Annotated in this window: 26 protein-coding genes and 1 pseudogene; 12 read left to right on the forward strand and 15 right to left on the reverse strand. The window is 36.9% G+C overall.

Going from position 1 to position 26,883, the window contains the following annotated elements; translation table 11 throughout:
* The first annotated feature begins 23 nt into the window (after window positions 1-23).
* Complete coding sequence (locus ABDZ91_RS13755) at window positions 24-1,523, forward strand: malate:quinone oxidoreductase (protein WP_343799890.1); 1,500 nt, start codon at window positions 24-26, stop codon at window positions 1,521-1,523.
* Window positions 1,524-1,619: 96 nt separating this feature from the next.
* On the opposite strand, the gene ABDZ91_RS13760 is transcribed toward ABDZ91_RS13755, so the two are convergent.
* From ABDZ91_RS13760 to ABDZ91_RS13770, 3 genes are read right to left on the reverse strand one after another with little or no spacing between them, the layout of a single operon-like run.
* Window positions 1,620-2,141 carry a universal stress protein gene (locus ABDZ91_RS13760; RefSeq protein ID WP_343799892.1) on the reverse strand — a complete coding sequence of 174 codons (522 nt, stop codon included), beginning with the start codon at window positions 2,139-2,141 and terminating at the stop codon, window positions 1,620-1,622.
* 44 nt (window positions 2,142-2,185) lie between these two features.
* On the reverse strand, window positions 2,186-2,335 hold the full coding sequence (locus ABDZ91_RS13765; RefSeq protein ID WP_343799894.1) for a hypothetical protein: 150 nt from the start codon (window positions 2,333-2,335) through the stop codon (window positions 2,186-2,188).
* A gap of 26 nt (window positions 2,336-2,361) precedes the next feature.
* A complete protein-coding gene (locus ABDZ91_RS13770) occupies window positions 2,362-2,613 on the reverse strand; it encodes a hypothetical protein (protein WP_343799896.1) in 252 nt (83 codons plus the stop codon).
* A 480-nt stretch (window positions 2,614-3,093) separates the two neighbouring features.
* Between ABDZ91_RS13770 and nhaC the strand changes: the two genes are divergently transcribed.
* A complete protein-coding gene (nhaC, locus tag ABDZ91_RS13775; RefSeq protein ID WP_343799898.1) occupies window positions 3,094-4,521 on the forward strand; it encodes a Na+/H+ antiporter NhaC in 1,428 nt (475 codons plus the stop codon).
* A 65-nt stretch (window positions 4,522-4,586) separates the two neighbouring features.
* Here nhaC and ABDZ91_RS13780 read toward each other — a convergent pair whose 3' ends face one another.
* On the reverse strand, window positions 4,587-5,768 hold the full coding sequence (locus ABDZ91_RS13780; protein ID WP_343800012.1) for a YeeE/YedE family protein: 1,182 nt from the start codon (window positions 5,766-5,768) through the stop codon (window positions 4,587-4,589).
* Between the two features lie 511 nt (window positions 5,769-6,279).
* Between ABDZ91_RS13780 and ABDZ91_RS13785 the strand changes: the two genes are divergently transcribed.
* Both ABDZ91_RS13785 and ABDZ91_RS13790 read left to right on the forward strand, forming a co-directional pair.
* A complete protein-coding gene (locus ABDZ91_RS13785) occupies window positions 6,280-7,431 on the forward strand; it encodes an Alp7A family actin-like protein (RefSeq protein WP_343799900.1) in 1,152 nt (383 codons plus the stop codon).
* Between the two features lie 9 nt (window positions 7,432-7,440).
* The gene (locus ABDZ91_RS13790; RefSeq protein ID WP_343799902.1) at window positions 7,441-8,070 is read left to right on the forward strand and encodes a hypothetical protein; all 630 of its coding nucleotides are present in this window, start codon (window positions 7,441-7,443) and stop codon (window positions 8,068-8,070) included.
* Between the two features lie 31 nt (window positions 8,071-8,101).
* Here ABDZ91_RS13790 and ABDZ91_RS13795 read toward each other — a convergent pair whose 3' ends face one another.
* Window positions 8,102-8,956: an FtsZ/tubulin family protein gene (locus ABDZ91_RS13795; protein WP_343799904.1), complete on the reverse strand. Its 855-nt coding sequence runs from the start codon at window positions 8,954-8,956 to the stop codon at window positions 8,102-8,104.
* A 247-nt stretch (window positions 8,957-9,203) separates the two neighbouring features.
* On the opposite strand from ABDZ91_RS13795, the gene ABDZ91_RS13800 reads away from it, so the two are divergent.
* A complete protein-coding gene (locus ABDZ91_RS13800; protein ID WP_343799906.1) occupies window positions 9,204-10,487 on the forward strand; it encodes an MFS transporter in 1,284 nt (427 codons plus the stop codon).
* A 68-nt stretch (window positions 10,488-10,555) separates the two neighbouring features.
* Here ABDZ91_RS13800 and ABDZ91_RS13805 read toward each other — a convergent pair whose 3' ends face one another.
* Both ABDZ91_RS13805 and guaC read right to left on the reverse strand, forming a co-directional pair.
* Entirely contained in the window at window positions 10,556-11,263 is a 708-nt protein-coding gene (locus ABDZ91_RS13805; protein WP_343799908.1) for an SgrR family transcriptional regulator, read from the reverse strand.
* Between the two features lie 312 nt (window positions 11,264-11,575).
* The gene (guaC, locus tag ABDZ91_RS13810; RefSeq protein ID WP_343799910.1) at window positions 11,576-12,559 is read right to left on the reverse strand and encodes a GMP reductase; all 984 of its coding nucleotides are present in this window, start codon (window positions 12,557-12,559) and stop codon (window positions 11,576-11,578) included.
* A 218-nt stretch (window positions 12,560-12,777) separates the two neighbouring features.
* Between guaC and ABDZ91_RS13815 the strand changes: the two genes are divergently transcribed.
* Together ABDZ91_RS13815 and ABDZ91_RS13820 are read left to right on the forward strand one after the other, a co-directional pair.
* Window positions 12,778-13,395: an NUDIX hydrolase gene (locus ABDZ91_RS13815; protein ID WP_343800014.1), complete on the forward strand. Its 618-nt coding sequence runs from the start codon at window positions 12,778-12,780 to the stop codon at window positions 13,393-13,395.
* Window positions 13,396-13,472: 77 nt separating this feature from the next.
* On the forward strand, window positions 13,473-14,204 hold the full coding sequence (locus ABDZ91_RS13820) for a DsbA family oxidoreductase (RefSeq protein ID WP_343799912.1): 732 nt from the start codon (window positions 13,473-13,475) through the stop codon (window positions 14,202-14,204).
* A gap of 349 nt (window positions 14,205-14,553) precedes the next feature.
* Here the strand turns inward: ABDZ91_RS13820 and ABDZ91_RS13825 are convergent, their stop codons facing one another.
* Entirely contained in the window at window positions 14,554-15,624 is a 1,071-nt protein-coding gene (locus ABDZ91_RS13825; protein WP_343799914.1) for a sulfite oxidase, read from the reverse strand.
* An 80-nt stretch (window positions 15,625-15,704) separates the two neighbouring features.
* Window positions 15,705-16,874, reverse strand: coding sequence for an MFS transporter (locus tag ABDZ91_RS13830; protein WP_343800016.1), 1,170 nt, complete (start codon window positions 16,872-16,874; stop codon window positions 15,705-15,707).
* A gap of 240 nt (window positions 16,875-17,114) precedes the next feature.
* On the opposite strand from ABDZ91_RS13830, the pseudogene msrA reads away from it, so the two are divergent.
* Both msrA and msrB read left to right on the forward strand, forming a co-directional pair.
* Window positions 17,115-17,636: pseudogene (gene msrA / locus ABDZ91_RS21970) on the forward strand (peptide-methionine (S)-S-oxide reductase MsrA); the annotation flags it as partial.
* Window positions 17,622-18,071, forward strand: coding sequence for a peptide-methionine (R)-S-oxide reductase MsrB (msrB, locus tag ABDZ91_RS21975; protein WP_425541834.1), 450 nt, complete (start codon window positions 17,622-17,624; stop codon window positions 18,069-18,071). The pseudogene msrA and the gene msrB, both read left to right, overlap by 15 nt.
* A 48-nt stretch (window positions 18,072-18,119) precedes the next feature.
* Here msrB and ABDZ91_RS13840 read toward each other — a convergent pair whose 3' ends face one another.
* Window positions 18,120-18,623 carry a hypothetical protein gene (locus tag ABDZ91_RS13840; protein ID WP_343799918.1) on the reverse strand — a complete coding sequence of 168 codons (504 nt, stop codon included), beginning with the start codon at window positions 18,621-18,623 and terminating at the stop codon, window positions 18,120-18,122.
* Complete coding sequence (locus ABDZ91_RS13845; protein WP_343799920.1) at window positions 18,620-19,093, reverse strand: hypothetical protein; 474 nt, start codon at window positions 19,091-19,093, stop codon at window positions 18,620-18,622. The genes ABDZ91_RS13840 and ABDZ91_RS13845 overlap by 4 nt, the downstream gene beginning before the upstream one ends.
* Window positions 19,094-19,298: 205 nt before the next feature.
* Here ABDZ91_RS13845 and ABDZ91_RS13850 point away from each other — a divergent pair, with 205 nt between their 5' ends.
* The 3 genes from ABDZ91_RS13850 (at window position 19,299) to ABDZ91_RS13860 (ending at window position 22,812) form a co-directional block, all read left to right on the forward strand.
* Complete coding sequence (locus ABDZ91_RS13850) at window positions 19,299-20,372, forward strand: Fe(3+) ABC transporter substrate-binding protein (protein ID WP_343799922.1); 1,074 nt, start codon at window positions 19,299-19,301, stop codon at window positions 20,370-20,372.
* A 98-nt stretch (window positions 20,373-20,470) separates the two neighbouring features.
* Entirely contained in the window at window positions 20,471-22,111 is a 1,641-nt protein-coding gene (locus tag ABDZ91_RS13855; protein WP_343799924.1) for an ABC transporter permease, read from the forward strand.
* Window positions 22,111-22,812 (forward strand): ABC transporter ATP-binding protein, encoded by a 702-nt coding sequence (locus ABDZ91_RS13860; protein WP_343799926.1) that lies wholly within the window; start codon window positions 22,111-22,113, stop codon window positions 22,810-22,812. Before ABDZ91_RS13855 ends, ABDZ91_RS13860 begins: the two co-directional genes overlap by 1 nt.
* A 35-nt stretch (window positions 22,813-22,847) precedes the next feature.
* Here the strand turns inward: ABDZ91_RS13860 and ABDZ91_RS13865 are convergent, their stop codons facing one another.
* From ABDZ91_RS13865 to ABDZ91_RS13880, 4 genes are all read right to left on the reverse strand, one after another.
* Complete coding sequence (locus tag ABDZ91_RS13865) at window positions 22,848-23,675, reverse strand: energy-coupling factor transporter transmembrane component T family protein (protein ID WP_343799928.1); 828 nt, start codon at window positions 23,673-23,675, stop codon at window positions 22,848-22,850.
* Window positions 23,675-25,378: an ABC transporter ATP-binding protein gene (locus ABDZ91_RS13870; RefSeq protein WP_343799930.1), complete on the reverse strand. Its 1,704-nt coding sequence runs from the start codon at window positions 25,376-25,378 to the stop codon at window positions 23,675-23,677. The genes ABDZ91_RS13865 and ABDZ91_RS13870 overlap by 1 nt, the downstream gene beginning before the upstream one ends.
* Window positions 25,379-25,499: 121 nt before the next feature.
* The gene (locus ABDZ91_RS13875; RefSeq protein ID WP_343799932.1) at window positions 25,500-26,057 is read right to left on the reverse strand and encodes an ECF-type riboflavin transporter substrate-binding protein; all 558 of its coding nucleotides are present in this window, start codon (window positions 26,055-26,057) and stop codon (window positions 25,500-25,502) included.
* A 16-nt stretch (window positions 26,058-26,073) separates the two neighbouring features.
* Window positions 26,074-26,871, reverse strand: a complete 798-nt coding sequence (locus ABDZ91_RS13880) for an SAM hydrolase/SAM-dependent halogenase family protein (RefSeq protein WP_425541835.1) — start codon at window positions 26,869-26,871, stop codon at window positions 26,074-26,076.
* Between the last annotated feature and the right edge of the window lie 12 nt (window positions 26,872-26,883).

Raw genomic sequence — 26,883 nt, forward strand, 5'->3', positions numbered from 1 at the left:
CATAGGGTATAAGGATGGTAAAAATGAGCGATAGACAAACAAAAACAGATGTTATCTTAATTGGTGCTGGTATTATGAGTGCAACATTAGGAGCACTCCTGAAGGAATTAGTACCAGAATGGAATATTAAAGTGTTTGAGAAGCTTGCAAAGCCCGGGGAAGAAAGCTCGAATGAATGGAATAATGCGGGGACGGGCCATGCTGCATTGTGTGAGCTTAACTACACAAATGAAAAACCAGACGGATCTATAGATATAAGTAAGGCGATTAAGATTAACGAGCAGTTTCAAGTCTCAAAGCAATTTTGGTCCTATCTTGTAAACCGTAAACTGATTACTAACCCGCAGGAATTTATTAAGGCATTGCCTCATATGAGCTTAGTACAAGGGGAATCAAATGTAACATTCTTAAAGAAACGTTTTGAAGCGCTTTCAAATAACCCATTATTTCAAGGGATGGAATACTCAGATAACCCCGAGAAACTAGAGGAATGGATTCCGCTTATTATGAATGGGAGAACTTCAAAAGACCCTATTGCGGCAACAAAAATTGATTCAGGAACGGATGTCAATTTTGGTGCTTTAACACGTATGTTGTTTGATCACTTAAAAAATAATAAAGTCGAGGTACACTACAAGCATAGTGTTAAGGATATTAAGCGGACTAGCGATGGTTCTTGGGAAGTCAAAGTTCTCGATATGGATAGCGGTAAAATGGAGCACCATACATCTAAATTTGTATTCATTGGCGGTGGAGGTGGAAGCCTACCTTTACTACAAAAAACCGGTATACCGGAGTCAAAACATATTGGAGGATTCCCGGTTAGCGGACTATTTATGGTTTGTAAGAATCCAAAAGTTATAGAGCAGCATCATGCAAAAGTGTATGGCAAAGCTAAAGTAGGTGCTCCTCCAATGTCTGTACCGCACCTTGATACAAGATTTATCAATGGCAAAAAGGCATTATTGTTTGGACCTTTTGCTGGCTTCTCACCCAAATTTTTAAAGACAGGGTCGAACCTTGATTTGATACGATCTGTAAAACCTAATAATATCCTTACGATGTTAGCGGCTGGCGTCAAAGAGATGGCACTGACTAAATATTTGATTCAGCAAGTGCTGTTGTCGAATGAAAAGCGTATGGAAGAGCTTCGTGAGTTTATTCCAAATGCTAAGCTGGAAGATTGGGAGATAGTAGTAGCTGGCCAACGAGTGCAAGTAATTAAAGATACAGAGGCTGGAAAAGGAACACTGCAATTTGGTACGGAGGTTGTTAGTGCCACTGATGGTTCAGTAGCTGCTCTGTTAGGTGCTTCTCCAGGTGCTTCAACTGCCGTTCATGTTATGTTAGAGGTACTAGAAAAGTGTTTCCCACAACATATCAAAGAGTGGGAGCCAAAAATTAAAGAAATGATTCCTTCCTTTGGAGTGTCACTCTCAGGGAATCCAGATTTATTCAAAGATATCGATAAATCAACCTCACAAACGCTGGGTCTTAGCAAAAAAGAACCGGTTAATAGTTAGTGATGATAAGTAAAGAACCTTTAATCATTATGGATTGAAGGTTCTTTTTTCTATCCCCCAGAAAGGGAGACTGTATATCAGTCTCCTTTTCTACTACTATTTAACTACTAAGACTGGACACGGTGATTGATTGGAAATTTGACTACTAACACTTCCGAGGATTAGCTTTTTAATGCCACTGACTCCTCTATTTCCGACAATTATGAGATCTACATTATTTTGTTGTGCATACTCATAAATTTCATCCGCCGGATTACCCATTAAGATTTCATAATCTACTTCAGTTAATGTAGGTGAAAGGCTACTTTTAGCAATAGATAGAATTTCTCCAGATGTGTTATCACTATATTCCCGATGTTTCATGCCTGATTCTTCTGGATTATGAACAGGGTCTACGTAGGATTGTGGATGGTTAATAATATCATTCCCATTTATTGCACTTTGTACAGAAAAGGGCTGATCTACAGGGATGGTAGCTGCCGGTTTCGACTCATCCACATAAATAACTGTTAATCGCGCATGACTAAATTTCGTTAGATTCTCTGACATTTTTAAAGCTTCTCTACTATCTTTAGACCCATCAAAAGCTACTAATATGTTTGAAAAAGTTTTGTTCATTATAAACAGCTCCTCATATGGTTCAGTTTATTTAGTAAAATAGCTTAAATCATAGGTAAAATATAGGTAATTAAAAACCATAGGATACCGAAAAATATAATCAAGTAGGCTGTATATTTAATGAGAGTCGTTCCAACAAGGCTAGAATTTGATTTCTTTTCCTTTTTTTCAACGTGAATGTTTTTATCTTCCATGAAGAACACTCCTTTTTTACAAAGTCTTAGACTATTGCTTTTTCGGCTGGTAATGATGTTTTATCTACGGGTTTAAAGTAGTTCTGTAAATCAAAAATGACTTGATTAACGTTATTTCCTTGTACAACAATTTTTACTTCATCATTACTCTTACAGGTTAAAAGAAATGAAACAAGTTTTGGTAGGTTATTAGGATTTAAAACTTTGCGCTGGCTAATCATATAAATATTTCCGCTGTAGTTTCTAGTAAATTGATGAAAAGAAAGTATACGATCCATTGAAGTATCCTCATGTAAAGTTATTTGAGTAGATAGGATTTCTTTCAAATTCATCTCCTCCTAAATTAATGACTTAGTAGTATTTACACAATCTTTGGACAAATTAAACGTTTTCAATATTTAAGAAGAGGTAACAAATGTAACAAAATCCCTTTGTTTAGATATTGTTAAGCCATTTCTAAGCGTATTTAAGATAAATCTTTAGCAATTTTATGGTTTTGCTAGTGTCATAGTCTTCTACCAACCCTCAGCATCTTTAATCTCGAAATATAGGCTTATATCCGAATTTACTGATAATTTAATCTATAGTAAGGTTAATATATACCGTTCAAGACTTGGTTTATGAAGGTACCCTGCTTATCCCTTCTATATGTATTCTCCAATTCGAGAGCTCGTTTGGAGTCTCCAGTCTTTTCATTTACCCCTTATTTAATTTAGAAATCTCACAACCTAAGATCAATAACATTAAGGAGTGGTTTGTTGCAAACCGATAATATTAAAAAACCTACATTTATGTATGCACTATCTATGTTAATTGCAGCGATTGCTGTTATTTCAGTGGGGATACTCGCATTTGATGCACCGATTCAAATTCTGATGTTTATCAGCATGCTTGTACTAATTCCGTTTATGATGGGGTTGGGTTTTAGTTATAAACAAGTTGAAAAGTCGATGATAAGTTCGATGAGTAGGGCGTTACAGCCAGGGCTGATTTTATTAACCGTCGGTATTTTAATCGGTGCATGGATCGCATCCGGTACCGTACCAACGTTAATTTTCTATGGAGTAAATGCGATATCACCCCAGTTCTTTTTAGTTACAACCTTACTATTTTGTTCACTTGTATCAGTGGCCACGGGAACTTCATGGGGAACGATTGGGACAGCAGGGATTGCCATGATGGGGGTCGGAACAACTTTAGGAATACCAGTTGGAATTACAGCAGGTGCTATTATTAGTGGGGCTTACTTTGGAGACAAAATGTCACCCCTTTCAGATACAACAAACTTAGCACCAACAGTAACAGGTGGGGAGTTATTCACCCATATCAAGCACATGCTTTGGACGACAATACCTGCATATATAATTACAGCCGTGATTTTTACCTTGATTGGCTTAAAGTATACAGGAACTGTAGATGCTGCAAGTGTTGGCCAACTTACATCTTATCTAAATGAGGCTTTTAATCTGGGTATTGTACCGTTAATTCCTATTGCTGTGTTAATAACATTGCTAATGCTAAAAAAGCCAGCTATTCCATCCATTTTTATTGGAGCAGCAGTAGGTGGGATCATTGCAATGGTTTATCAAGGTGTAAGTTTTGGTGATATTATTAACATTTTCTATAGCGGTTACCAAGTAGAATCTGGAATTGCAATAGTTGATAGTTTACTTCAACGTGGTGGGTTAGTCAGTATGATTGCCCTTGTAGCTTTATTCTTATTTGCCCTTGGTCTGGGTGGTATGCTAGCGGAAGCGGGAGTATTAGAAGCTCTCATTGCATCTTTCGCTCATAAAATTCAACATACAGGAACACTTGTCTTTGTCACTATTATTGTAAGTTATGCGACTCTGGCAATTGGTGGATCTGTTTACTTCTCAACTGTAATGGGTGGTACTTTAATGAGACCGATATTTGAAAGGTTAAATTTAAAACCTGAAAATCTCTCAAGAGTACTTGAGGATACAGGGACACAGAGTTCGTCACTTGTTCCATGGACTGGTAGTGGTTTATACACGGCTGGTGCACTAGGAGTTGCAACAGGTGCGTATCTTCCATTCTGTTTCTTGGCTCTTATTACACCTCTCGTTTCCCTTTTCTATGGAATTACAGGGATCACTATGACCAAGTATGAGGAACCAAGGGAAAAAAGAAAGAAAACTGCTATGAAGACAGTAGAAGCTTAATTGATTATAAAGAACCTCTACCCAAAAAGGTAGAGGTTCTTTTTTAAAAAAAATAAAAAGTTGGATTAACAAAATGAATCATTGGATGAAGGATTCTTTAATCCGAACAATGGACGGATAAATAGGGCTAAGAACGTACCAAGCATGGCCATAATCATCCATACCCATCCATGTAAACTAAAGGATGAAATTCCACCAAAGTAGGCACCAATGTTACAGCCAAAAGCAAGACGTGCTCCGTAACCCATTAAGAGTCCTCCTAATATAGAAGCTCCGGCTACACCAAGCTTAATCTTCCTAGGTTTAAATGTTCCTTGGAAGGAAGCCGAAATAAAGGCTCCTAACATAATTCCGAAGTTCATCACACTTGTTGAGTCAGCCAGTACAGTTGTTTTTAACGCTTCCCCATTAGCACCAGAGAAATAACCCCAACTAGTTACATCAACGCCTGTTGCAGAAAGAAACTTTCCACCCCAAAGTGCAAATGCAGAAGTAATTCCCCATGGAGTACCTCTAACTGTCAAGGTTAATGCGTTTAATACTGCCAATACAACAGCCGCCACGAACAATGGCCATGATCCCCGGAGTACTTTTTTCCACCCAGTTGTAGTTGGGAGTGGCTTCATCATAGGTGGATTTTTCTTTTTAGCAATTTGAACAGTTATCCAATAAATCATAGCGAAAAGAAGCATTTGTACAAACCAAGCTCCTAAATAACCAAAATTAGTGGATTCTGCTAATGAAATTGCAGGAAGAGATGGTGTTTCTTCCATCCAAAATGAAAAATGGTAAGCCCCTAGAGTGGAACCAGCAATAAACGAAACAAGAGTGATAACCATGGAGGATGAACCTCCACCTAAGTTGTATAACGTTCCTGAAGCACAGCCATTGCCAAGTTGCATTCCTATTCCGAATAAAAATGCACCCAAAAGTACACTCACACCAACTGGAGAAACGTAACCAGAGGGCGTCACTCCTGTAAAGCTAAAACCAGTACTTAGGATGATTGCAAATAGTGTTGTAGATACAGCGAACATTAACATATGAGCCTGAAGCCCTTGTACATTTCCAACGGATGTTAATCTACGAAAAGCAGATGTGAATCCAAATCGGGCATATAGTAATGTAGTACCTAACGCTAAACCAATAATAAACAAGATTCCCTGTGTCCAGTTAGTAGAATTAACGATGGCTACTAAAAGAAGGATAGAAACTAGAATTCCAAGAGAGACTAACCTTTTTTGCATTGGACTTAGATTTGTGACAATCGTTGTGGCTCCTGTATTTCTAGTGGGCTGATTTATATCTAAAGTTGTTTGTGTCAATTTATTCACCTCAAAACCAATAAGAATAGTAGGGATTGTGCTCATCTATACTAGTACATACGAATATAAATGTAAAGAGGAAACTCTTTCAAGTTATAATAGGTAAAATTTGGTCCCTAGTTCAATAGGTTCAAAATACTGGATGAACTTACTAATAAGAAAAGGAGGAAAGTATTACAAGACTAAAAGAAAACAATAAAGTGTACATGTATACAGGTTGTTTTCTTTTGTATACGAAAACGTGTGCTTGTACACAAAAGAGTACGCATATAGTAGTGTCAATGAGTGTACAAACCGGATATCTTGTACACATCAATGTTTACTTGTGTTCTATTATGAACACAACTTTCGGATGATTGTGGAATTGACATCTCCGAATTACGATTTATATATGGTGGGATGAGCTCACCATATATCTTTTGGAGGTGTGATTATGAGTAAAAGTAGAATTGCTGCCATCGATGTAGGTAATGACTCTGTTAAAGCGGTATTCGGTAATGCCGATTACGAATTAAGTATCCCTAACGTCATTGCAAGGGATACCGAAGATAGACCAGTAATCGGAATAGAAGAACTAGATAATAAAGATCCTCTAGAAGGCATTCATATTAAAGTCCACTCCCCTGCCTTAAAAGAAAATAATGTAATATACCGAGTAGGTAATTTAGCAACAAAAAGTGACAATGCTACTGAATTAGACCAAGGAAGTAGTAAGTCTGAAGAAGATCAAACATTGGTCATGTTATTCGCAACATTAGCCCTAGATGCTGTGAGAGAGCATAAGGATAGTAGTGTTATAGACGCTGACTATACATTAGGGACCGGTTTACCACTTCGAGAAGTAAAAGAAGGAAAAGATGTCGGTTACCGTTCACGCCTATTGAGTTCAGTTCATCAAGTAGAATTTTTAGTAACCCCGAAGTACCAAGGGATAAAAGTAAATCTTAAATTTAACCAAGTGAAGGTATATCCAGAGGGATTTGCTGCTTTTATTAACTTAGTGATGGATAACAATTTAAATATTATCAACCGGGATTTAATAGACAAACGGATTCTAATACAGGATATCGGTGGCCTTTCAACAGATGTTGCAGTCATTAAGAATCGAAATGTAGATGATGATAAAGCGCAAGGATTTAATTTAGGTGTTGCTGAATCTCTTGAAGCTATTAGGGAAGAAATAAGAACGAAACATGGCGTTGAACTTGATAGTCGGAGAGATGTGGTGGAAATTATAACTAAAAAGCAAGATCGGAACCATATCATGGTCAAAGGTAGCCGGACAAGCGTTCACGACATTACAGATAGAATTCTCTTAGACTTAGCCAAGAAGCAGTACCGGATACTACGAAACATCTGGCAAAAGAACTCCCAAACTGAAATTTGTTATTTTGTAGGTGGGGGAGCCATTGTCCTAAAGGACTACCTTAAAATGCTTAATAATAGCTTAGATGGCTATAACATTGGCTTCTTTGAAGACGAGAAAGAAAGTGTTTGGATGATGGCAAATGCTTACTATAAGTTAATTTCTGATTACTATAGGAAGAACAATAAAGAAAAAGAGAAGCAAACTGTAGAAAAATAGGGTGATTTTATGCCGAACAAGGGAACTAGCCGGATACAAAGAGGACAGGCACTCACCTTTCGAATCCCTTCTGACACTCCGGATCACATCATTAAGCAATTGCAAAATCTAAAGGAAACAGAAAAAAGGAATTTCTCTAGTAAAATTGCGGAATATGCCCTAGAAGGTGTAGGTAAGTCATTAGCTAAGGAAAGAGAGACCATTACTATACCTCTTCCGAAACCATTAAATAAAGAACAACGCAATTGGCTGAAACATTCTCACTCTGAAGCTTTACTAGGCAGTATTGTATATCAATTATTAGTAGATCCTGTTCGGGCAACATCTATTTTAGCCTCACTAAATAGCACAGCACCAGATATTGATGATGCACTATACTTACAAGAGGAAGAGGACATATTTAATACTGATGAACATTCTATCTCAGCTATTCATATGAATAGTTTTTTAGAATCCTCGGAAGAAACCAAGACCACACCTGATGACCTAAGGGATCAGAACAAGGAAGATGATTTACTTAACTTCGATTTAGAAAAGGCTAGAGAAGAGTTGGCTTCTTCTAGAGAGGATACGAATGATGTTAAAGAAGAAGATCCGGATGATTTGCTTGGTGACTTTTTAGCATTGATGAATAAATAAAAAGAAAGCTGGTCCTATAGATTCTATAAGATCAGCTTTTTAAAAGTTCTATACGTTTTTTCCCTTTTTCTGTTAGTCTCTGCCATTTCCTTATGAATTCTTTGTATCTGGATAGTTTTTTATAATCATTAGGGGCTTCTACTGGGTCACTTATTCCATTCACAATTAAAGTAATCTTAAATCTTTGCCCTGGTTCATCAATAAAATAAGAGCCAATTTTAAAGATGTCCGCCTTTGAAAATAGATCATGTAGACGTAGATTTATTTGACGAAATGCTTCCATATCTACCCCTCTTGTATATCCAATGTTAATAATTAACTGCTTTCCGTCTGTAAAGTCCTCCGGTAGATAAGGAGTTGAAAATAAATACTTTAAAGGCTCATCAAAAGATTCCCCTTCAACTGTATGGACAAAAAGAGGGCCTCTATGTTTATTGATAAATGACTTTATATCTTGAAAGTCTATATTCATGTCACCGGTTTCCTCAATAATTTGTTTTAGCAAGGTTATGGTATGTTCTTCTATAGAACTAAACGTTAGGTTCGCTTCCCGAATGGTTGTACTACTATCGATCATTTCCATAAGGGCATCACTGTGAAAATAGATAACAGCATCACATATTTCCTTCATTCTAAAATATTGGGTTGTTGCCGTATTGAATCTTTTTTTACCTTCAAAGCGGAAAGGATAACGAAAAATCCCAATTAACAAATCTCTTTCCTCTTTTAATGAATGTAGATTTGTAATTAACTCTTCCGTCTCACTAGAGTTACCACCAATAAAGCGATAAAAACATAGATTTTCAGAGTCTACTTTTCCTTTAATTGACCTGTCTACTTCAAGAGCGCCATTTGTTATTTGATATATTTTCCCTGTGGTTTCCATACCTTCTTCTCCTATAAAAAGCAAATTTTCACCATTATATAAGATATTTTCTGAAAATTTTGTCATAACCTGTTAATAAAATCGACTAATTTTGTAGAATGCTGGATAATGCTGAAAGATTCCGTTTTTCCCTTAAATTGGATGTACTTTCGGATTATTAAACTTTTATAAAAATTGTAAAATTCTTAAAAATAGATATAAACTTTAAGTCACTTGATATACACTATCCATAAGGGAGGGAGTGACGGTGGGGAAGTTTAGTAGGGTTGAAAAAAGTTGGATGATGTATGACTGGGCAAACTCAGCCTATTCTATTATCATTACGACTGCAATCTTTCCAATTTACTATAAAACGGTTGCCAATAACGCAGGTATAGAGGCTTCAGATTCTACGGCTTACTTAGGGTATACTATTTCAATTGCTACATTTATCTTGGCTTTGTTGAGCCCTATTTTAGGAACAATAGCTGATTACAAAGGTATGAAAAGAAAGTTCTTTACTTTCTTCTTTCTACTAGGGACTTTATCGACCATAGGTTTACTGTTTGTACCAAGTGATAGCTGGTTTATTTTGCTCATTGTTTATACTTTAACATCCATAGGAGCTAGAGGAGCTAATGTTTTCTATGACGCCTATATAGTAGACGTTACAAAGAAGGAGAGAATGGATGAATTATCAGCTAGAGGATACGCTCTAGGTTACATTGGTAGTGTGATTCCGTTTATAATTTGTATCGCAATTATCATTTCATCTCAAAATGGCGTGATCCCACTATCCGTTACCACTGCCAGTCGAATTGCATTTTTAATTACAGGTGTTTGGTGGATTCTGTTCACTATACCGATGTTGAAGCATGTTAAACAAAGGCATGGTGCGGAGCGGGAGCCTAGGATTGTGGTAAATAGCTTTAAACGACTTTGGCAAACCTTTAAAGAAATTAGACAATATCGTACCATTTTTCTGTTTTTGTTAGCCTACTTTTTTTATATTGATGGCGTTGGAACCATCATTTCGATGTCAACGGCCTATGGGACAGATTTAGGTCTAGGCTCTGTGGACCTGATTATTGCCCTACTAGCGGTTCAAATCGTTGCAGCCCCGTTTGCTCTATTATTCGGAAAGCTAGCCAATAAATTTGGGGCAAAAAAAATGATCTATTCAGGTATCATCATTTATATAATTGTATGTATTTATGCAATGTTCCTGGAGACAATAGTAGATTTTTGGATTTTGGCTATGTTGGTTGCGACTTCTCAAGGTGGCATACAAGCATTGAGTCGCTCTTACTTTGCGCAGATGGTACCAAAAGAGAAATCAAACGAATTCTTTGGCTTTTACAATATTTTCGGACGCTTTGCTGCAGTGACAGGTCCCTTTTTGGTTGGATTAACAACACAGTTAACCAGTAGTTCTGCCTTAGGCGTTTTTAGTCTGGTTATCCTATTTATCATTGGTTTTGTTATATTAATATTCATCCCGAAAAATGCCGTGGCAGTTGCAGCAGATGAAGGAATAGATTCAGTCTATTAGTTAGTAAAAAAGAGGGTTTTCTCTAATTTGAGATAACCCTCTTTTTTAGTGATAGGTGTTATTGAATCTCACTGAGAGTCTAAGAAATTTTCAGCTGCCTCCCTACTGGGGAAGATAAGATTGGAACCCATTTCATCCAATCTTAGTTTTAAGTATGGGATTAGGTAGGAAGAACTCGTGTATAAGGCAATGGCTTTTACACCTTTATCACTTGCCAATTGTCGGAGTTCTTCCATTTCGTCTTCAACATCAGGAGTGTTTGTTATTTCACTCATCATATCAATTAGAATAGTGAATCCTGGGGAGGTTTTTTCTAATGTCTCTTTTATAGCCTTACAATATATATCCACATTTTCTTTTGTAATCAATTCCCTAATACGGACAAATTGTCTATTTAAAGTGGGATCATAATAAACAATAAATTTAGATTTATAATACCAATTCGTTAACTCCATTTTTATGGAGGGAGCTTCTGATTCTACCCTAATAAAAGCCTCATTTTCTTTACCATCAAATATCATGGCTTTAAATAACTCTAGTTGAACCTCTTCAACGGAAAGGTGAAAAATGATAGATGAATTATTTCCTCTCCCTCTTCCTGGAATCCAGGTAATCCATCCAAAGCTATTCATTTTCTTAATGACAATCCGCATATTTCGGAGAGAATAAAACAAATCGTCAGCTAAGTCATATAAGCTTACGTTTATTTGTTCACCATTTTGTACCTCTGCAAATTTCTCTCGAAGTGTAATATATATTTCCTCAATCTTCATCATCCACTCCCCTTAAGAGAGGAAACTCCTCCGTAATCACTTTACCTCTTTAAATGTTTTCTTACTTGCTATAATGCTAAATGAAAACTGGCTTGGGTTTTGCAAAGTACTTTTCAGAAAATAACAATTATATATTATTATAACATTATTTCCTTTGCATTCTTATGGAGCTTCTCTATTGATGGGAGGGAAAAATATGAGTTCAGAAAAAGGAATGGCTCGAAAATTAAAAGGCTGGACTAGTTGGGGAGGATAAAAGAAAACGGTTCTTGTGTTTCTATAGCTTTAGAAATACAAGAACCGTTTTTTTCAGTTTTAGTATACTTTGTCTCCGTTAAAGATTGAATTCTTTACTACCACATAGTCTACATTTCGAATAGCATCTAATTTATTTCCGCCTGCGTATGAGATGGAGGATTGTAAATCCTGCTCCATTTCCGTCAACGTATCTTGTAGGGCACCTTTATACTCGACATACATTTTTTTACCTTCTACGTTCTTCTTTTCGCCTTTTTGGAATTCCGAAGCAGAACCAAAGTATTCCTTGTATAGCTTCCCTTCTCTTTCAACTGTTTCTCCTGGTGATTCTTCATGTCCAGCAAATAGGGAACCAATCATAACCATAGTCGCACCAAAGCGAATGGACTTGGCAATATCACCGTGTGTACGAATTCCACCATCAGCAATAATAGGCTTACTTGCAGCCTTGGCACACCAACGCAATGCAGCTAGTTGCCATCCGCCAGTTCCAAAACCAGTTTTGATTTTAGTAATGCAGACTTTACCTGGTCCAATCCCTACTTTTGTAGCATCTGCACCAGCATTCTCTAACTCTCTGACGGCTTCAGGAGTTCCCACATTCCCCGCAATGACAAAGCTTTCTGGTAAAAGACCTTTTATGTGTTGAATCATCTTAATGACTGCATTAGAGTGACCGTGGGCAATATCGATCGTAATGTATTCTGGGATTACACGTTCATCTGCTAATTGTTGGATAAAATCATATTCTTCTTCTTTCACTCCAACACTAATAGACGCAAATAAACCTCGTGCATGCATATCCTGGATAAAAGCTAAACGCTTTTCTGGTTGGAAGCGATGCATAATATAAAAATAGTCATTTTCAGCTAGATAAAGAGCAATTTTCTCATCAATAATCGTTTGCATATTAGCAGGCACCACAGGTAGCTTAAATGTTCGTCCACCTAGAGTTACCTTTGTATCACATTCAGAACGGCTATTTACTATACATTTATTTGGAATTAGTTGAATATCTTCATAATCAAATACGTTTTCCATGAGTTACACCCCTAAACACGAATATTAAATTACTTTCGTTTTCAAATGTTCGTACATAAATAATGTAACCCATTATGAACAGGATGTCAAAACGTTTTCAATTTCGACCGCTGTGTAAGCTGTTTTCCACACCATGAGACACGGTGAGCGTATGATATACTGAGTATAAAAGAACATTGGTATGATGGAGAAACTCAATGATGGATGGGAGAGATATGATGGATTTACATTCAATTTTAAACAAAGCCAAAAATCATTCCCCTTCTATACTTGGAAGCAAGGATTTTTCAAAATACGCAATATTACTCCCTCTTATTCACAAAAATAATGAGGTACATATCTTATTTGAAGTTCGTTCCCATAAGCTTAGAAGGCAACCAGGAGAAATATGTTTTCCGGGTGGGAGAATCGACCGAGAGGATCATGATGAAAGGCAGGCTGCTTTGAGAGAAACAAGTGAAGAGCTTGGGATAGAAGTTGAGAATATAGTTGATGTATTTCCGTTAGACTATATGGTATCCCCTTTTGGTATGATGGTGTATCCATTTGTTGGTGTTCTTAACTCCCCAGAATCTATCCAGCCGAACAAAGAGGAAGTGGCAGAAGTTTTTACTGTCCCCCTTACTTACTTCTTAGAAAACAAGCCAAAAATTCACCATGTTAATGTGAATGTCCAACCAGATGAAAACTTCCCTTATGATTTAATTATTGGCGGAAAAAACTATAACTGGAGAATGAGAAAAATAGATGAGTATTTCTACATATATGAAGATAAAGTAATTTGGGGATTAACTGCGAAAATATTATCTCATTTTGTAGAGATGGTAAGAAACTAATTTTTAGTAAGCATTATTTTTTGAGTCTTATCCCGGATATGCTACAATTCAACTACAAAAGTAAATGAGGTGTTTAGATGAAAATCGAAGTATGGTCAGATTTCGTCTGTCCTTTTTGTTATATAGGGAAACGTAGATTAGAAAATGCATTAGAGCAATTTCCGCACAAAGATCAAGTAGAGGTAGAGTTCAAAAGCTTTGAGCTTGACCCAAACGCTCCTGAGTATTCTGGAAAAAGTATTCATGAAGCACTTGCTACAAAGTACGGAATGACTATAGAACAAGCTAAGCAAGCCAACCAAAATGTAGGTCAACAGGCTGCTAGTGTAGGTCTTACTTTTAATTTTGACGAAATGAAACCAACGAACACCTTTGATGCACACCGCTTAGCAAAGTTTGCAAAGTCGCAGGGTAAGGAAAAGGAAATTACAGAAAAGCTCCTTTACGCATATTTTACAGAATCAAAAAACTTAGGTGATATCGATACACTTTTAGATATTGCTGAAGGGTCTGGCCTTGATAGAGAGGATGCATTGGCAATTTTAAAAGATAAAAATGCATACGCAAACGATGTTCGAATTGATGAAGGATTAGCCGGTCAGTACGGTATTAGCGGGGTTCCATTCTTTATCATCAATCAAAAATATGCAATCTCTGGTGCTCAACCCTTAGAAACATTCGTTGGTGCGCTTCAAAAGGTATGGGAGGAAGAAAATCCAAAGCCTAAATTTGAAGATTTATCAGGAAATGATAGTAACGATGCATTTTGTGCAGATGGTAGCTGTGTGGTACCTCCGGTTAAGGAATAATCACAGGGGTTTGTCTTAGAAAGACTTTGAAAATAGCCATATTTATATGAATAACGGAACCTGTGTCCGGTTAGTGGAGCGAAGTGGACAGGAGATCCGTTATCTGCACAAAAATGTGTGTTTTTGTGGGTTTGGTGGACAGAGAATCCGTTATTTGGCATAAATCAGCAAGAAAAGACCATAAAACAGTGTAATAGCGGAACGAGAGTCCGTTTCCTCCTTGAAAACTGCTATTTTTACAAGAATAACGGAACCAGTGTCCGGCTAGATAAACGCAAAAGGATGAGGAGAAACATAAATGGTTTTCTCCTCATCCTTTTCTTATGAATTACCGGCCAATCCTTTTCAACTATTCAATTTTCACATGAATTGTGTCAATTGCATTATACCCATATCCTTTTCGATTCCAAAATGGTTGCTTTGGTTGAGTGCGATTAGCTGAATCAGTAGCTTTTGATAAAATTGTGTATTCCCCTTTTTTCGTCACATCCCATTCAAAGGACCAGTTAACCCAATCGTACCCATGAGTATCCTGGTTTTCCAAATTGGCAGTTATCCAGGTATCCCCGTTATCTGTACTGATTTCTACCTTTTTAACAAATCCAGTTCCAGTCCATGCAATTCCTTTAATCGTGTGTTTCCCTGTATTCAGTATTTCTCGATTTAATGGTTTTTGGATAGTTGAGTTTACGTTTATGGTAGTAACAGGTCGTGCTCCTTCGTTATCATCCTTGTTAGGGTAATAGACATAATCTATAGATTGAAAAGGTCCTGCGAACTCCTTATCAATAATGGTTATTTGTTTAATCCACTTAACTGAGGCCATGGCATACCATTGTGGGACAATTAAGCGTAAGGGGTATCCGTGTTTAAAAGGAATCGGTTCGTTGTTATATTCATATGCAATGAGGGTGTCGGGATGGAGTGCTTTCTCTAAAGGTAAGCTTCTAGTAAAACTGTATAGGTGATCTAAATCAGATCTTTCTCCGAAGTCATATCCTTCTATAACGACTTCTTTTGCGCCATTTCTTAGTCCAACTTTATCAAGAAGGTTTCGTAGGGGAACCCCCGTCCAATATCCTTGACTGATGGCCCCCTTTTCCCATTGTTCTCCAAAAACTTTTGGTTTAAAAAAATGACGTTTGTTTCCAGAACACTCAAGCAGTACTTTGATCGTTTTTGAAGGAAGTTGATAAATCTCCTGTAAAGAAAGGACACGTGGTTTTTGTACGTAGCCATTGATTGTAAGAAAATAATTGGAATAAGACAGCTGCGGGAATAAAAAGTGATTTCGCCTGTAAAAAAGTTTGGGATGGACATGATTATTTTCGATAAATTGGATGGGTGTTTCCTGATTCTCAGGTTGTAAACTATGGGTCTTTAAATAAGGCCTTTCAGACGGATGCTTTTGATTACTCATACATACCTCCTGCCATATTTAATTTCAACATTTATATATATGTTGAAACAACAAATTATATAAAAAAAGAGAAAGGTACATTACCTTCCTCCTACCTTGCTATTCTGCTTGTGATGAAACACTCTATATAAAATAAATGCAATACCGGATAATAGAATACCGGAAATATAAGGGAGACCAATGGACATTGAGAAAAGCAAGCCTCCTAATGGTGGGCCGATGATTCTTCCAAGGGAATCAAAGGAAGACAGTAATCCGGTTGTACTACCATGTCCTGCTGTTGATTGTTTAGTTAGCAAAGAAGAAACACTAGGTCGAATGAGCCCATTTCCGATCCCAAACACCGTTAAAAAGATTGCGGCTGTAACAAAGCTCTCAGTGAATAAAATGAGAGCAAAGCCTACAGCAGAGACAAAAATTCCGATCTGTATGACAAATCCTTCCCCAAACTGTTTCGTTAATCTTCCGACTAAACCACCTTGAACGATTGCACCAGCTAATCCCATAATCATGAAAATGTAGCCTAATTCTACTGTGCCTAAACCAGCTGTTTCAGCTGCAAAGTACGCAAAGGTTGCTTCTAAGCCAGATAGCGATAAAGAAACAAATAATTGAAGGAAAAATAAGAAGGAAAGGCGTCCTTTTAACATTTCGGATATAGGAGCTCTTTTCTGTTGACCTTGGCTTCTTTTGTCTTCAGGTAAAGATTCCTTTAATAAAAATAAGACAAGAACAAAAGTTAATAGAGACGAAGCCCCAGCTAAATAAAAGGGAGTATGTAAGTTTTGTTCAGAGAATATTCCCCCGATAGCGGGTCCGAAAATAAATCCAAGTCCAATTGACGCGCCAATTATCCCCATGCCTTTTCCGCGGTCTTCTTCAGAAGTAATATCGGCCACATAGGCCATTACAGTAGGCATATTAGCAGAGGATAAAAAGCCCCCGATTATCCTAGCGGCAAAAAGCATCCAAAGCTGGGTTGCGATTCCCATTAAAAAGAATGAAAGAGCAAGCCCAAAAATCCCAATCATGATAACCGGCTTTCTACCGATCTTGTCAGAGATCCGCCCCCACATTGGAGCAAATAAAAGCTGCATTAGTGAGTAAACAGCCATTAAAAATCCTAGTTGTGTAGGAGAGGCGCCGATTTCTTCAGCGTAAAAAGGTAATACCGGAATAATAATCCCAAATCCAACCATTACAAGAAACATAACAGCAAAGAGAATGGGAAGTGATTTTTTCGTTTCCAACATGAAGTCACTCCAAAATAAAGAACTATATATCTCTCTTATCATAATGGAAAACAACAAAAATTGCGAAGTTAAGTAATAAAAAAGTAGACGACACATTAACCACAAGAAAGAGTTCTCCATTTATACATTGCAAATTCTCGATGATATAATGTTTATGAGTAGAGCACATTGAATAAACAAGAAATAGCAGAGGGAAAATACTCTAGTTTTACATAATAGAAAAGGAGTGAACGTTATATGTCAAATTCCTACGAAATCGCTACATTTGCTGGAGGATGTTTCTGGTGTATGGTCTCCCCTTTTGATGAGCAACCAGGTATTAAGGAGGTAGTCTCCGGTTATACAGGAGGGCATAAAGAAAATCCAACCTATGAGGAAGTATGCTCTGATACTACCGGGCACTATGAAGCTGTTCAAATTACATTTGATCCTGAGGTATTCCCATATAAAAAGTTATTAGAGCTTTTTTGGCAGCAAATTGATCCAACAGATCCAGGCGGTCAATTTAATGATAGAGGTCAGTCCTATCGAACAGCTATTTTTTATCACAATGAGAATCAAAAAGAGTTAGCTGAACACTCCAGAGCGGATCTAGAGGCAAGTGGGCGTTTTAAAAAGCCGATTGTGACGGAGATTTTACCTGCTGCTCCGTTTTATAGAGCGGAAGAGAAGCATCAAGATTACTACAAAAAGAATTCATTCCACTATAACCTGTATAAAGAGGGATCTGGGCGTGCTAAATTTATACGTGAGAACTGGAAAAAGCAAAAAAGCGATGAAGAACTACGTAAAGAATTAACTCCATTACAGTATGAGGTCACAAAAAATAATGCGACAGAACCACCCTTTCGAAATGAGTATTGGGATCATACAGAGGACGGAATCTATGTAGATATTATTTCCGGAGAACCGCTTTTCAGTTCAAAAGATAAATATGATGCTGGATGTGGGTGGCCAAGTTTTACAAAGCCGATTCGACGAATGGAATTAGAAGAGAAATTAGATACTTCTTATGGAATGAGAAGAATTGAGGTACGATCTAAAACATCAGATTCTCATTTAGGTCATGTATTTGATGATGGCCCTGGACCGGATCATGCTCGATATTGTATCAACTCAGCAGCTCTTAGGTTTATACCGAAGGATAAGCTTGAAGAAGAAGGGTACGGACAATATGTAAGGCTTTTTGAATAGGAAAGTTAAAGTGGTACAGGTGATTGCCTATACCACTTTTTGTTTTTATTAAGGCATTTCATGATACGGAAACTCAGCCACTTTTTTTTTAATAAATCTAAAAAATAGAACTAACATAATAGCCGCAACAGGATAGACTGGAATGGAATAATAGAGACTCCAGCCAGTATAAGTTAATGCTTTATTTTTCACGGTAACCCATTCAAATAACAAAGCAAAGACTGTCCAAAAAAAGATATAACAAAAAAGCTTCCTCCCATAGAGCTCAAATTTATCGTAGCCATAAAGGAAGATTAAAGAAGCACAAGGGTACATAAAAAAATGAAAGAGTGCTCCAGAAAGCTCGTAGGTGGGGTTATCACCAAATATGTAAAGTTTAAATGGGGTGGCTAAGAGAAAATAATCAATCGTTGCAACAAGCGTAATGTTATATACCCAAATCATGATAACAATAACACGAGGAAAATAAGACCGGATGGGCCAATAAACAGTAAATGCCAGAATCGAAGAAATGATAAAAAACCATTCATTCCAATCAAAGGTAACATTCATATATTTAAGCCACCTTGAAAAAGAACTCTACGAAAAAGCTTCATAACAACTACTAAAAACAATAAACTAAAGAACCAAAAGGAAAATGACCACCAAATTCTCCAATTTACATGTGTAATCACCCCTAAATAGTCTGCTGACCATTCTAGACCAACCAAAATTAGTAAAAAGCTAATGAATATGGAGAACTTATGAAGGAGTGAATCAGCACGTCTATAAAAGATTAGGAACATCACTAAGACCACAGGATAAAGAATGATTCGATTAATAAAATGTGTAAATTCAATACTAAGAATGTCTTTAATTATCAATGTTTTGAAATTCATATAGCAAAGTGCAGAGAAGTTTTGAAATAGATAAGAGGCAACCATCCAATAGACCATAATTTCAAGGATGTGGAGTTTCTTTTTCATTTTTACAAATAAATATAGGACTAACAGGTTAATAAACACATAAAAGAAAAAAACCATTCAAGAACTCCTTCTTTGCTTTATATAATTCCTTGTATTTAGAGCCCTTTTCTTATGTTTAGTTTGTACTGAAAATAAATATTTATAATAGCAACCTTATTTAACTAGCTTGATAAAAAAACAGTTGACTTGAGAATGATTATCAGTATACTTGTAATTGAGAATGAATTTCATTATCTCAAATTACATATAAGGAGTGCTTCAAATGAAAAAGCGTATGTATACACTTGGTGTAATGATAATAGCAGCTTTAATGATCCTTGCAGCTTGTGGTAATTCAAATAATGAAAAAAGTGATGGAAAAACATCATCAAATACAGAAGATAAAGGCGTTGTAAATTTATATACAAGTAGACACTATGATACAGATCGAGAATTATATGATAAATTTACAGAACAAACTGGTATTAAGGTTAATGTGATTGAAGGTAATGGTGATGAGTTAATGGAGCGTCTTGATCGTGAAGGTCCAGCTTCAGAGGCAGATGTTTTTATTACTTCTGATGCAGGGAACTTAGCACGTTTAAAGGAAAAAGGCCTGACTCAATCGGTTGAAAGTGATATTTTATTTTCTAATATTCCAGAGAAGCTACGTGATACTGAAAATCATTGGTTTGGATTAACGAAAAGAGCTCGTGTAATTGCTTATGCAAAAGATCGTGTAGATCCTTCTGAACTATCAACCTATGAAGCTTTAACAGAGGATCAATGGAATGGAAGACTACTTATTCGTTCTTCTGAAAATATTTATAATCAATCTCTTTTAGGTTCATTTATTGAAATAAATGGCGAAGAGGCAGCGAAAGAATGGGCTGCTGGAATTGTTAAAAATATGGCAAGAGATCCTCAAGGTGGGGATACAGACCAAATGAAGGCTATTGCTGCTGGTGAGGCAGATGTCGCAGTAGTGAATTCCTATTATATTGGAAGACTCATTAACTCTGAGAACCCAGAAGATACAAAAGTTGGAGAACAAATTGGGGTATTCTTCCCTAACCAAGAGACAACAGGTACACACATCAACATCAGCGGAGCTGCTGTAACGAAGCATTCAAAGAATATTGAAAATGCTATTACATTTATTGAATTCCTATCCAGTGAAGATGCACAAGGAATATTTGCTGAAGGGAATAACGAGTATCCAGTAAATCCTTCTGTTGAACCTTCTGAAACACTTAAATCTTGGGGAGATTTTATAGAGCAAGATATTGATCTAACAGTTCTTGGTAAGAATAACTCTCGTGCCATTCAAATTTTCAATGAAGTTGGTTGGAAATAATAAAATCAATATATGTACCGTACCTTTTTTGTGGTACGGTTACATTTGGTTTACGATAAAGGGTATGGTTGATTTAGCCTCTTAAGGAAGTGCCTACAATGAAGATTACACATCATGTTAAAAAACAAGTGAATATTTGGGCGATACTTAGCTTTGCTATTATTGGGCTCATTTTATTGCCAAACCTGATTGTGGGGGTAGAATTTTTTACTAAAGGAAATGACAATTGGCAGCACATTAAAGAATACCTGCTCTTTGATATTGTCTCTAACACTGTTATTCTACTCGTTTTTACAGGGGTTTTTACAACTGTAATAGGTTCTAGCTTAGCATGGCTGATTACTGCCTATACCTTTCCTTTACGGAACTTCCTTAAGTGGGCACTGTTTTTACCGTTAGCTATACCTCCTTTTATTGGAGCCTACACATATCAAGGTATTTTTAACTATACAGGTATAGTTCAGTCAACTTTACGTAATGTTTTTGATATACAGGTTAATCCCAAATATATTAACCTAGCAACAATGGAAGGGACTATTTTTATTTTTACGATGTTTCTCTTCCCTTATATTTATGTAATAACAAAGGGATTTCTTGAGAATCAATCTGCTTCCATAATTGAAACAGCTCAGCTGTTGGGAGTCAGTTCTTTTAAAATCTTTTTTAAAATTATTCTTCCCCTTTCCCGTGCTGCGATCATTGGTGGAGTGATGATTGTTTTGTTGGAAGTCATCAATGATTATGGCGTTGTTAAATATTTTGGAATTCAAACATTTATAACAGCCATTTTTCAAACATGGTTTGGAATGGGGGATTTAGATTCGGCATTTAAACTAGCAGGTACACTTATGATCGTTGTCATGACTGTTCTAATCCTGGAGAAACTTCTTAGAGGACGAAAACGTTTTAGCTATTCAACCACAAGAGTAAGACCGATCCAACCAAGGAGATTAACAGGATTAAAAGCCTGGATAGCTTTTGGTTATGCTTTTCTTATCTTTAGTTTAGCTTTTTTCATTCCTTTCCTTCAGCTCGTTATGTGGGTGTTCATGACCCATGATAAAATTCTCACCGCTGAATTTATAACTCTAGTTAAAAACTCTTTGTTTGTGGCTACCATATCAGCTGCTATTATCGTTTCGGTGGCTTTGATTGTAGCAAACTATACAAGGCTATATCGAGGGCTCATTACTAAAATTCTTTCAAAAGTTACAGTTGTTGGATATACAATTCCAGGAGCTATTATTGCGATTGGTGTAGTTACTGTTTTTATAGCATTAGACGATTGGGTCTACAGTATCTTTACTCAACTTAATATTGACCTGACCTTTTATTTCAGAACCAGCTTTATTATGCTAGTGGCAGCCTATGTAATTCGCTTTTTATCGGTTGGCTATAACTCTGTTGAAGCAGGCTTTGAAAAGGTAGGAAATCAATTTACAGAGGCTTCTAGAACTCTTGGATCATCCACATTTAGAACCTTTTACAAAGTGGACTTACCATTAGTAAAGGCTAGTTTGCTCGGGGGATTTATTTTGGCATTTGTTGACATCCTAAAAGAATTGCCACTAACGATGCTGTTACAGCCTTTTAACTTTTCAACCTTAGCAACCAAGGCGTTTGTTTATGCAAATGATGAAATGGTCAATGAAGCAGCATCCGCATCTGTACTCATCATTCTAATTAGTGGAATCTGTATTTTTTTCTTCCATAAAGTTCTAGAGGGGGAACCTAAATAATGTTTATTCAACTTGATCAATTGCAATATCAGTATAAGAATGCGAAGCATCTAACAATAAAAGATTTTTCTTTAAGTATCGAAAAGGGAGAAATAGTGTCTATCCTTGGTAAAAGCGGAAGTGGTAAAAGTACTATTCTGCGGCTTATAACAGGATTAGAAGCTCCTAAAAAAGGCTCTATTACGATTGATGGAAAAGTAATGGTAGATGAAACACACTATTTACCCCCTGAAAAAAGAGGAATCGGAATGGTGTTCCAGGATTATGCCCTATTTCCGCACATGACAGTTGAAAAAAATATTAGCTTTGGCCTAAACAAGATGAGTCGAAGTCTGAGAAAACAGCGGATCGATGAAATGCTCGCTCTTATTAACCTTTCTGAATTTAAAAAAAGGTACCCTTACGAATTAAGTGGAGGTCAGCAACAGCGAGTGGCTCTTGCTAGAGCATTAGCTCCTGCTCCCTCATTATTAGTATTTGATGAACCATTTAGCAATTTGGATTCTCAGCTGCAAATGAGAATAAGAGAGGAACTGCGAGCCATTATTAAGCAAACAGGAATCACCTCCATTTTTGTAACTCATGATATTGAAGATGCAAGAAGTCTTTCTGATCGGATTGTTTTTATTGAGGACGGGAAAATCGCTAAAATATCTCAAACCTGTCCTTCTGACTACCTACAGCATTCTACTATATATTGAAATAAAAAAGCTGATTCATTTTTAGAATCAGCTTTTTAGTTAAATGGATTATAAAATCGATTCCCATCATGAAATGTAATGATTAGTGATGAAAGTAAGATTATGACTAACAAGAAAATAGCTACATAATCGCTGAATTGAAATGGTCGAGCACTGTACCATGTTCTTTTTTTATTTTTCCCAAAGCCCCGAAGTTCCATAGCATTACTAATGACTTCAATCCGGTCTAAACTTGAAAAAATAAGAGGAGCAATGATAGATGCCGCATTCTTAATTCTTTTAGGAAGCTTTTCTTTTTTGGACATATCGATTCCTCTAGCTTGTTGAGATAAAGCAATGGTACGGAATTCACGTTGGATATCTGGAATATAGCGTAATGCTAAAGCGACAGCATATGATATTCGGTAACTAACACCGATTCGATTTAATGATGAGGCAAACTCACTTGGATGTGTAGTTACAATAAAAAGTAGTGCAACGGGTATGACTACCAAGTATTTTAGCGTAATATTTCCTAGGTAAAATAGCTGTTCCACTGTTAACTCATAATGTCCTGAGCCAAGGAGTGTGTGCTTAGTCCCATAGATTTCAACTCCTTGAGCCGGCGAAAAAAGGTAAATCGCAAAATTGTTAATGAACAAGAAAACTAAGATAAAGATTAGTACAAAGGAGATTTCCTTTATTTTGATCTTTGATATCTTAAAAACAATTAAGCTAAATAAGAAGAGAAATAAGAGTATTCTAGTATCATATGTAAGCATTGCGGCCACTGACCAAATAATGAAGCAGATGAGTTTGGTTGCACCGGTTAGTCTATGAATCGGAGATGGACGTTCAATATAGGAGAGCATTTCTACTGCCATTATGACCTCACCTCTCGATCAAACTCAATAAACCGTTCAACAAAATCATGGGGGTCTTGAACCCCTATTTTAGTCGCTAATTCGAACAAGGATGTTTCTTTTAAGTTTGCTTGATGAACGATCTTCTCATTTCCAAGTATCCGTACAGAATCATCATCAGCTATTTTTCCACCATTACCAATGACGATGGTCCGAGTCGTGTACTCTAACATGAGATGCATATCATGTGTAATCATTAAAATGGTCATTCCTTGCTTATTAAGTTCCACTAAAAAATCCATTATTTCTGTATAGTGTTGGAAGTCTTGTCCTGCTGTAGGCTCATCCAAAATAATCATATCTGGTTCAAGAACAAGTATTGAAGCAATAGTAACGCGTTTCTTTTGTCCAAAGCTTAAAGCAGAAATCGGCCAGTTTCGAAATGGATATAATCCACAAATCTTTAATGTTTGTTCCACGCGGTGCTTAATTTGATCCTCGGGTAATCCCCTTACCACTAGACCAAGGGCAACTTCATCGAAAATTTTATGCTTTGAAATCATTTGATTCGGATTTTGCATAACCATGCCAATCCGAAGGGAGCGTTCCTTAATCGTATCTTTTGAAAAGTCGCGTCCCTCAAAAAGGATACGCCCACCGGTAGGTTTCTCAAATCCACAGATGATTTTGGTTAAGGTCGATTTACCAGCACCATTTTTACCAACAATACTAATCATTTCTCCTTTATGAACGGTGAGTGTTAAATCTTTAAAAATTTCTTTACCGTTATCATAGGAAAAAGAAATTTGATCCAACTCCAATAGAGGTTCAGACTGGATATTTTGAGGTTTAAGCGGTCGAGATTCATACCAAGTTCGTACTTTTTCCATACAAGTGTCCAATTGAAGTGAATGGATATGATGTGGCTGCATCTCTGGAGAAACCGTACACCCTGCATGTTTTACTGCAGTGATATAAAGAGGTTCTCTCAAACGGGTCTGTCTTAATACATCTGACGATAAAAGGTCTGCAGGGGTTGAATCACTAACCATTTTTCCTTGGTCTATTACGATAATTCGATCTACATGACGGTACAGAACGTCCTCTATCCGGTGTTCTACGATAACGATAGTTTTGTTCGTATCTCGGTGGATTCGGTCAATTAAATCTATCGCATATTTTCCTGTTGCGGGATCAAGGTTAGCCAGAGGTTCATCAAATAATAACAAATTTACATCATCAACCATGACTCCTGCCAAAGCAACTCTCTGTTTTTGCCCCCCAGACAAACTATGTAGCGAGGAGGACAAATAATCGCTCATATCAACTAACTGAGCAACTTCTTGAACCCGCTGCTTCATTATTTCCTGTGATACACAGTCATTCTCTAAGGAAAATGCTATATCTTCACTCACTGTTAACCCAATAAATTGGCCATCAGGATCCTGTAGAACGGTACCTACCATTTTGGAACGAGTGAATAAATCATGCTGGGTTGCATCCTCAGAGTGAAAAAGGAGTTCCCCGGTGATTTCCCCTTCATATGAGAAAGGGATTAGGCCATTCAAACATTGAGCCAATGTACTTTTCCCTGATCCAGAAGGTCCAACTATCAGGATTTTTTCCCCTTCAAAAATTTCTAGGTTAATATTATATAAAGTTGGTTTTGCTTGACTGCGGTACTTAAAGCTAAAGTCTTTAAATTCTATCATTGGTTGTTTCATTTTGTAGCTCCTGTCATTATCACAATCTATCTTATTCACTATTTTACCTGTCTTATAGGAAAATTTGTAAGAAGGAAAAAGAAAAAAGCCGGAAACGAGAGTCCCGGCTAAACGGCTAAACTTATGCTTCGATGTCCAAGCTACCTGTTTTATTCCGTTTTTTAGCGTAGGCAGCTAACAGAAGCGTTCCAATAACCCCAACAGTCACCATGTTAGAAGCTCCAGCAACAAGGCCTTGAACAAACACTTTATTCGCCGGCTCCGCATAAATCAAAATATCCAATACCGGGGCTACTAAGAACCATCCGAATGCTTGAGCTAAAACTTGAGCTACGTTAAACGTAATGATTTGCTTTTTGCCAAAATCACCACTTTGGATATTGATTTTTCTCCAAGCTAGCCCAATACACAGTCCTACAACACCAGATACAACAACCCAGCTCCACCAAATGGACCCCCACATAATCATATCTTTCAAAGCATGACCAATAAAACCAATAAGTGCACCAGCAATAGGGCCGAAAATGATAGACATAAGGCCGAGGAAGGCATAGGACGTTTCGATATTCGTATTAGGAATACCAGAAGGAATAGAAGCAAAACGTCCAAGAATTAAAAATACAGCTGTTCCAATACCAATAGCGACAATGGTTTTGGTGGAAAGAACTTTGTTTTGCATGTTTCTGTCTCCTTTATTAATCATATATGATCTTTGGGGCTTTCCTAATTGAAATCCGCCAATTAGACCCAGTTCCAATACTATAGGCATTCGCAAAAGACCCCTGGTTGATAGCAATTCCAAGATGATCCAATGAATTTACATATACGAGTGGTTCTCCCACACATATATCTGCAAATGATCGACCAAAAGTCATCATATTTTTATATACATTTCGAGTATCATTTTGTATCGTAACTTCTAAGGAATCCCCGTATTGGACTCCAAGTTGAAGGAATAGCTCCCTTTTTATGTTGGTCCATATATTTCCAAACCTAACATCTAGTATATCTATAGCCCCCGTTAGAACTCCTTCAGAAATGCTAGCCTCTGATAGTGGTAGTTTTGTAATAGAGTCAATAGAATATGAGGGTCCAACCTCGTCAAAGCAAATGATAGTAGCAGCAATTCTTGCTCCTGTAAAAGCGTATATATCTCTTCCATGGAAGGTATGAGATTCTCCTGACATCGGTAGTCTATTGACTTTTTCGTCAATAATGCGTGCTGCTGAAATTCCTATGCTCTCTTGTAAGTGGGTTAATGTACCATTATCAGGAGTCACAATAATATGATTGGACTCTGTTTTGGCAACGATACTCTTCCGATTGGTTCCAACACCAGGATCAACAACGGATACAAACACTGTATTTTCTGGCCAATAAGGAACCGTTTGTAACAAGCGATAAGATGCTTCCCAAATATTGTACTGAGGGATATCATGTGTTAAATCGAATACTGGTATAGAAGGACTAACAGAGTGGGCCACGCCATACATTGCGCTAACTGC

It is taken from the genome of Bacillus carboniphilus (assembly GCF_039522365.1).
In the GTDB taxonomy this organism is placed as follows: Bacteria; Bacillota; Bacilli; order Bacillales; family JC228; genus Bacillus_BF; species Bacillus_BF carboniphilus.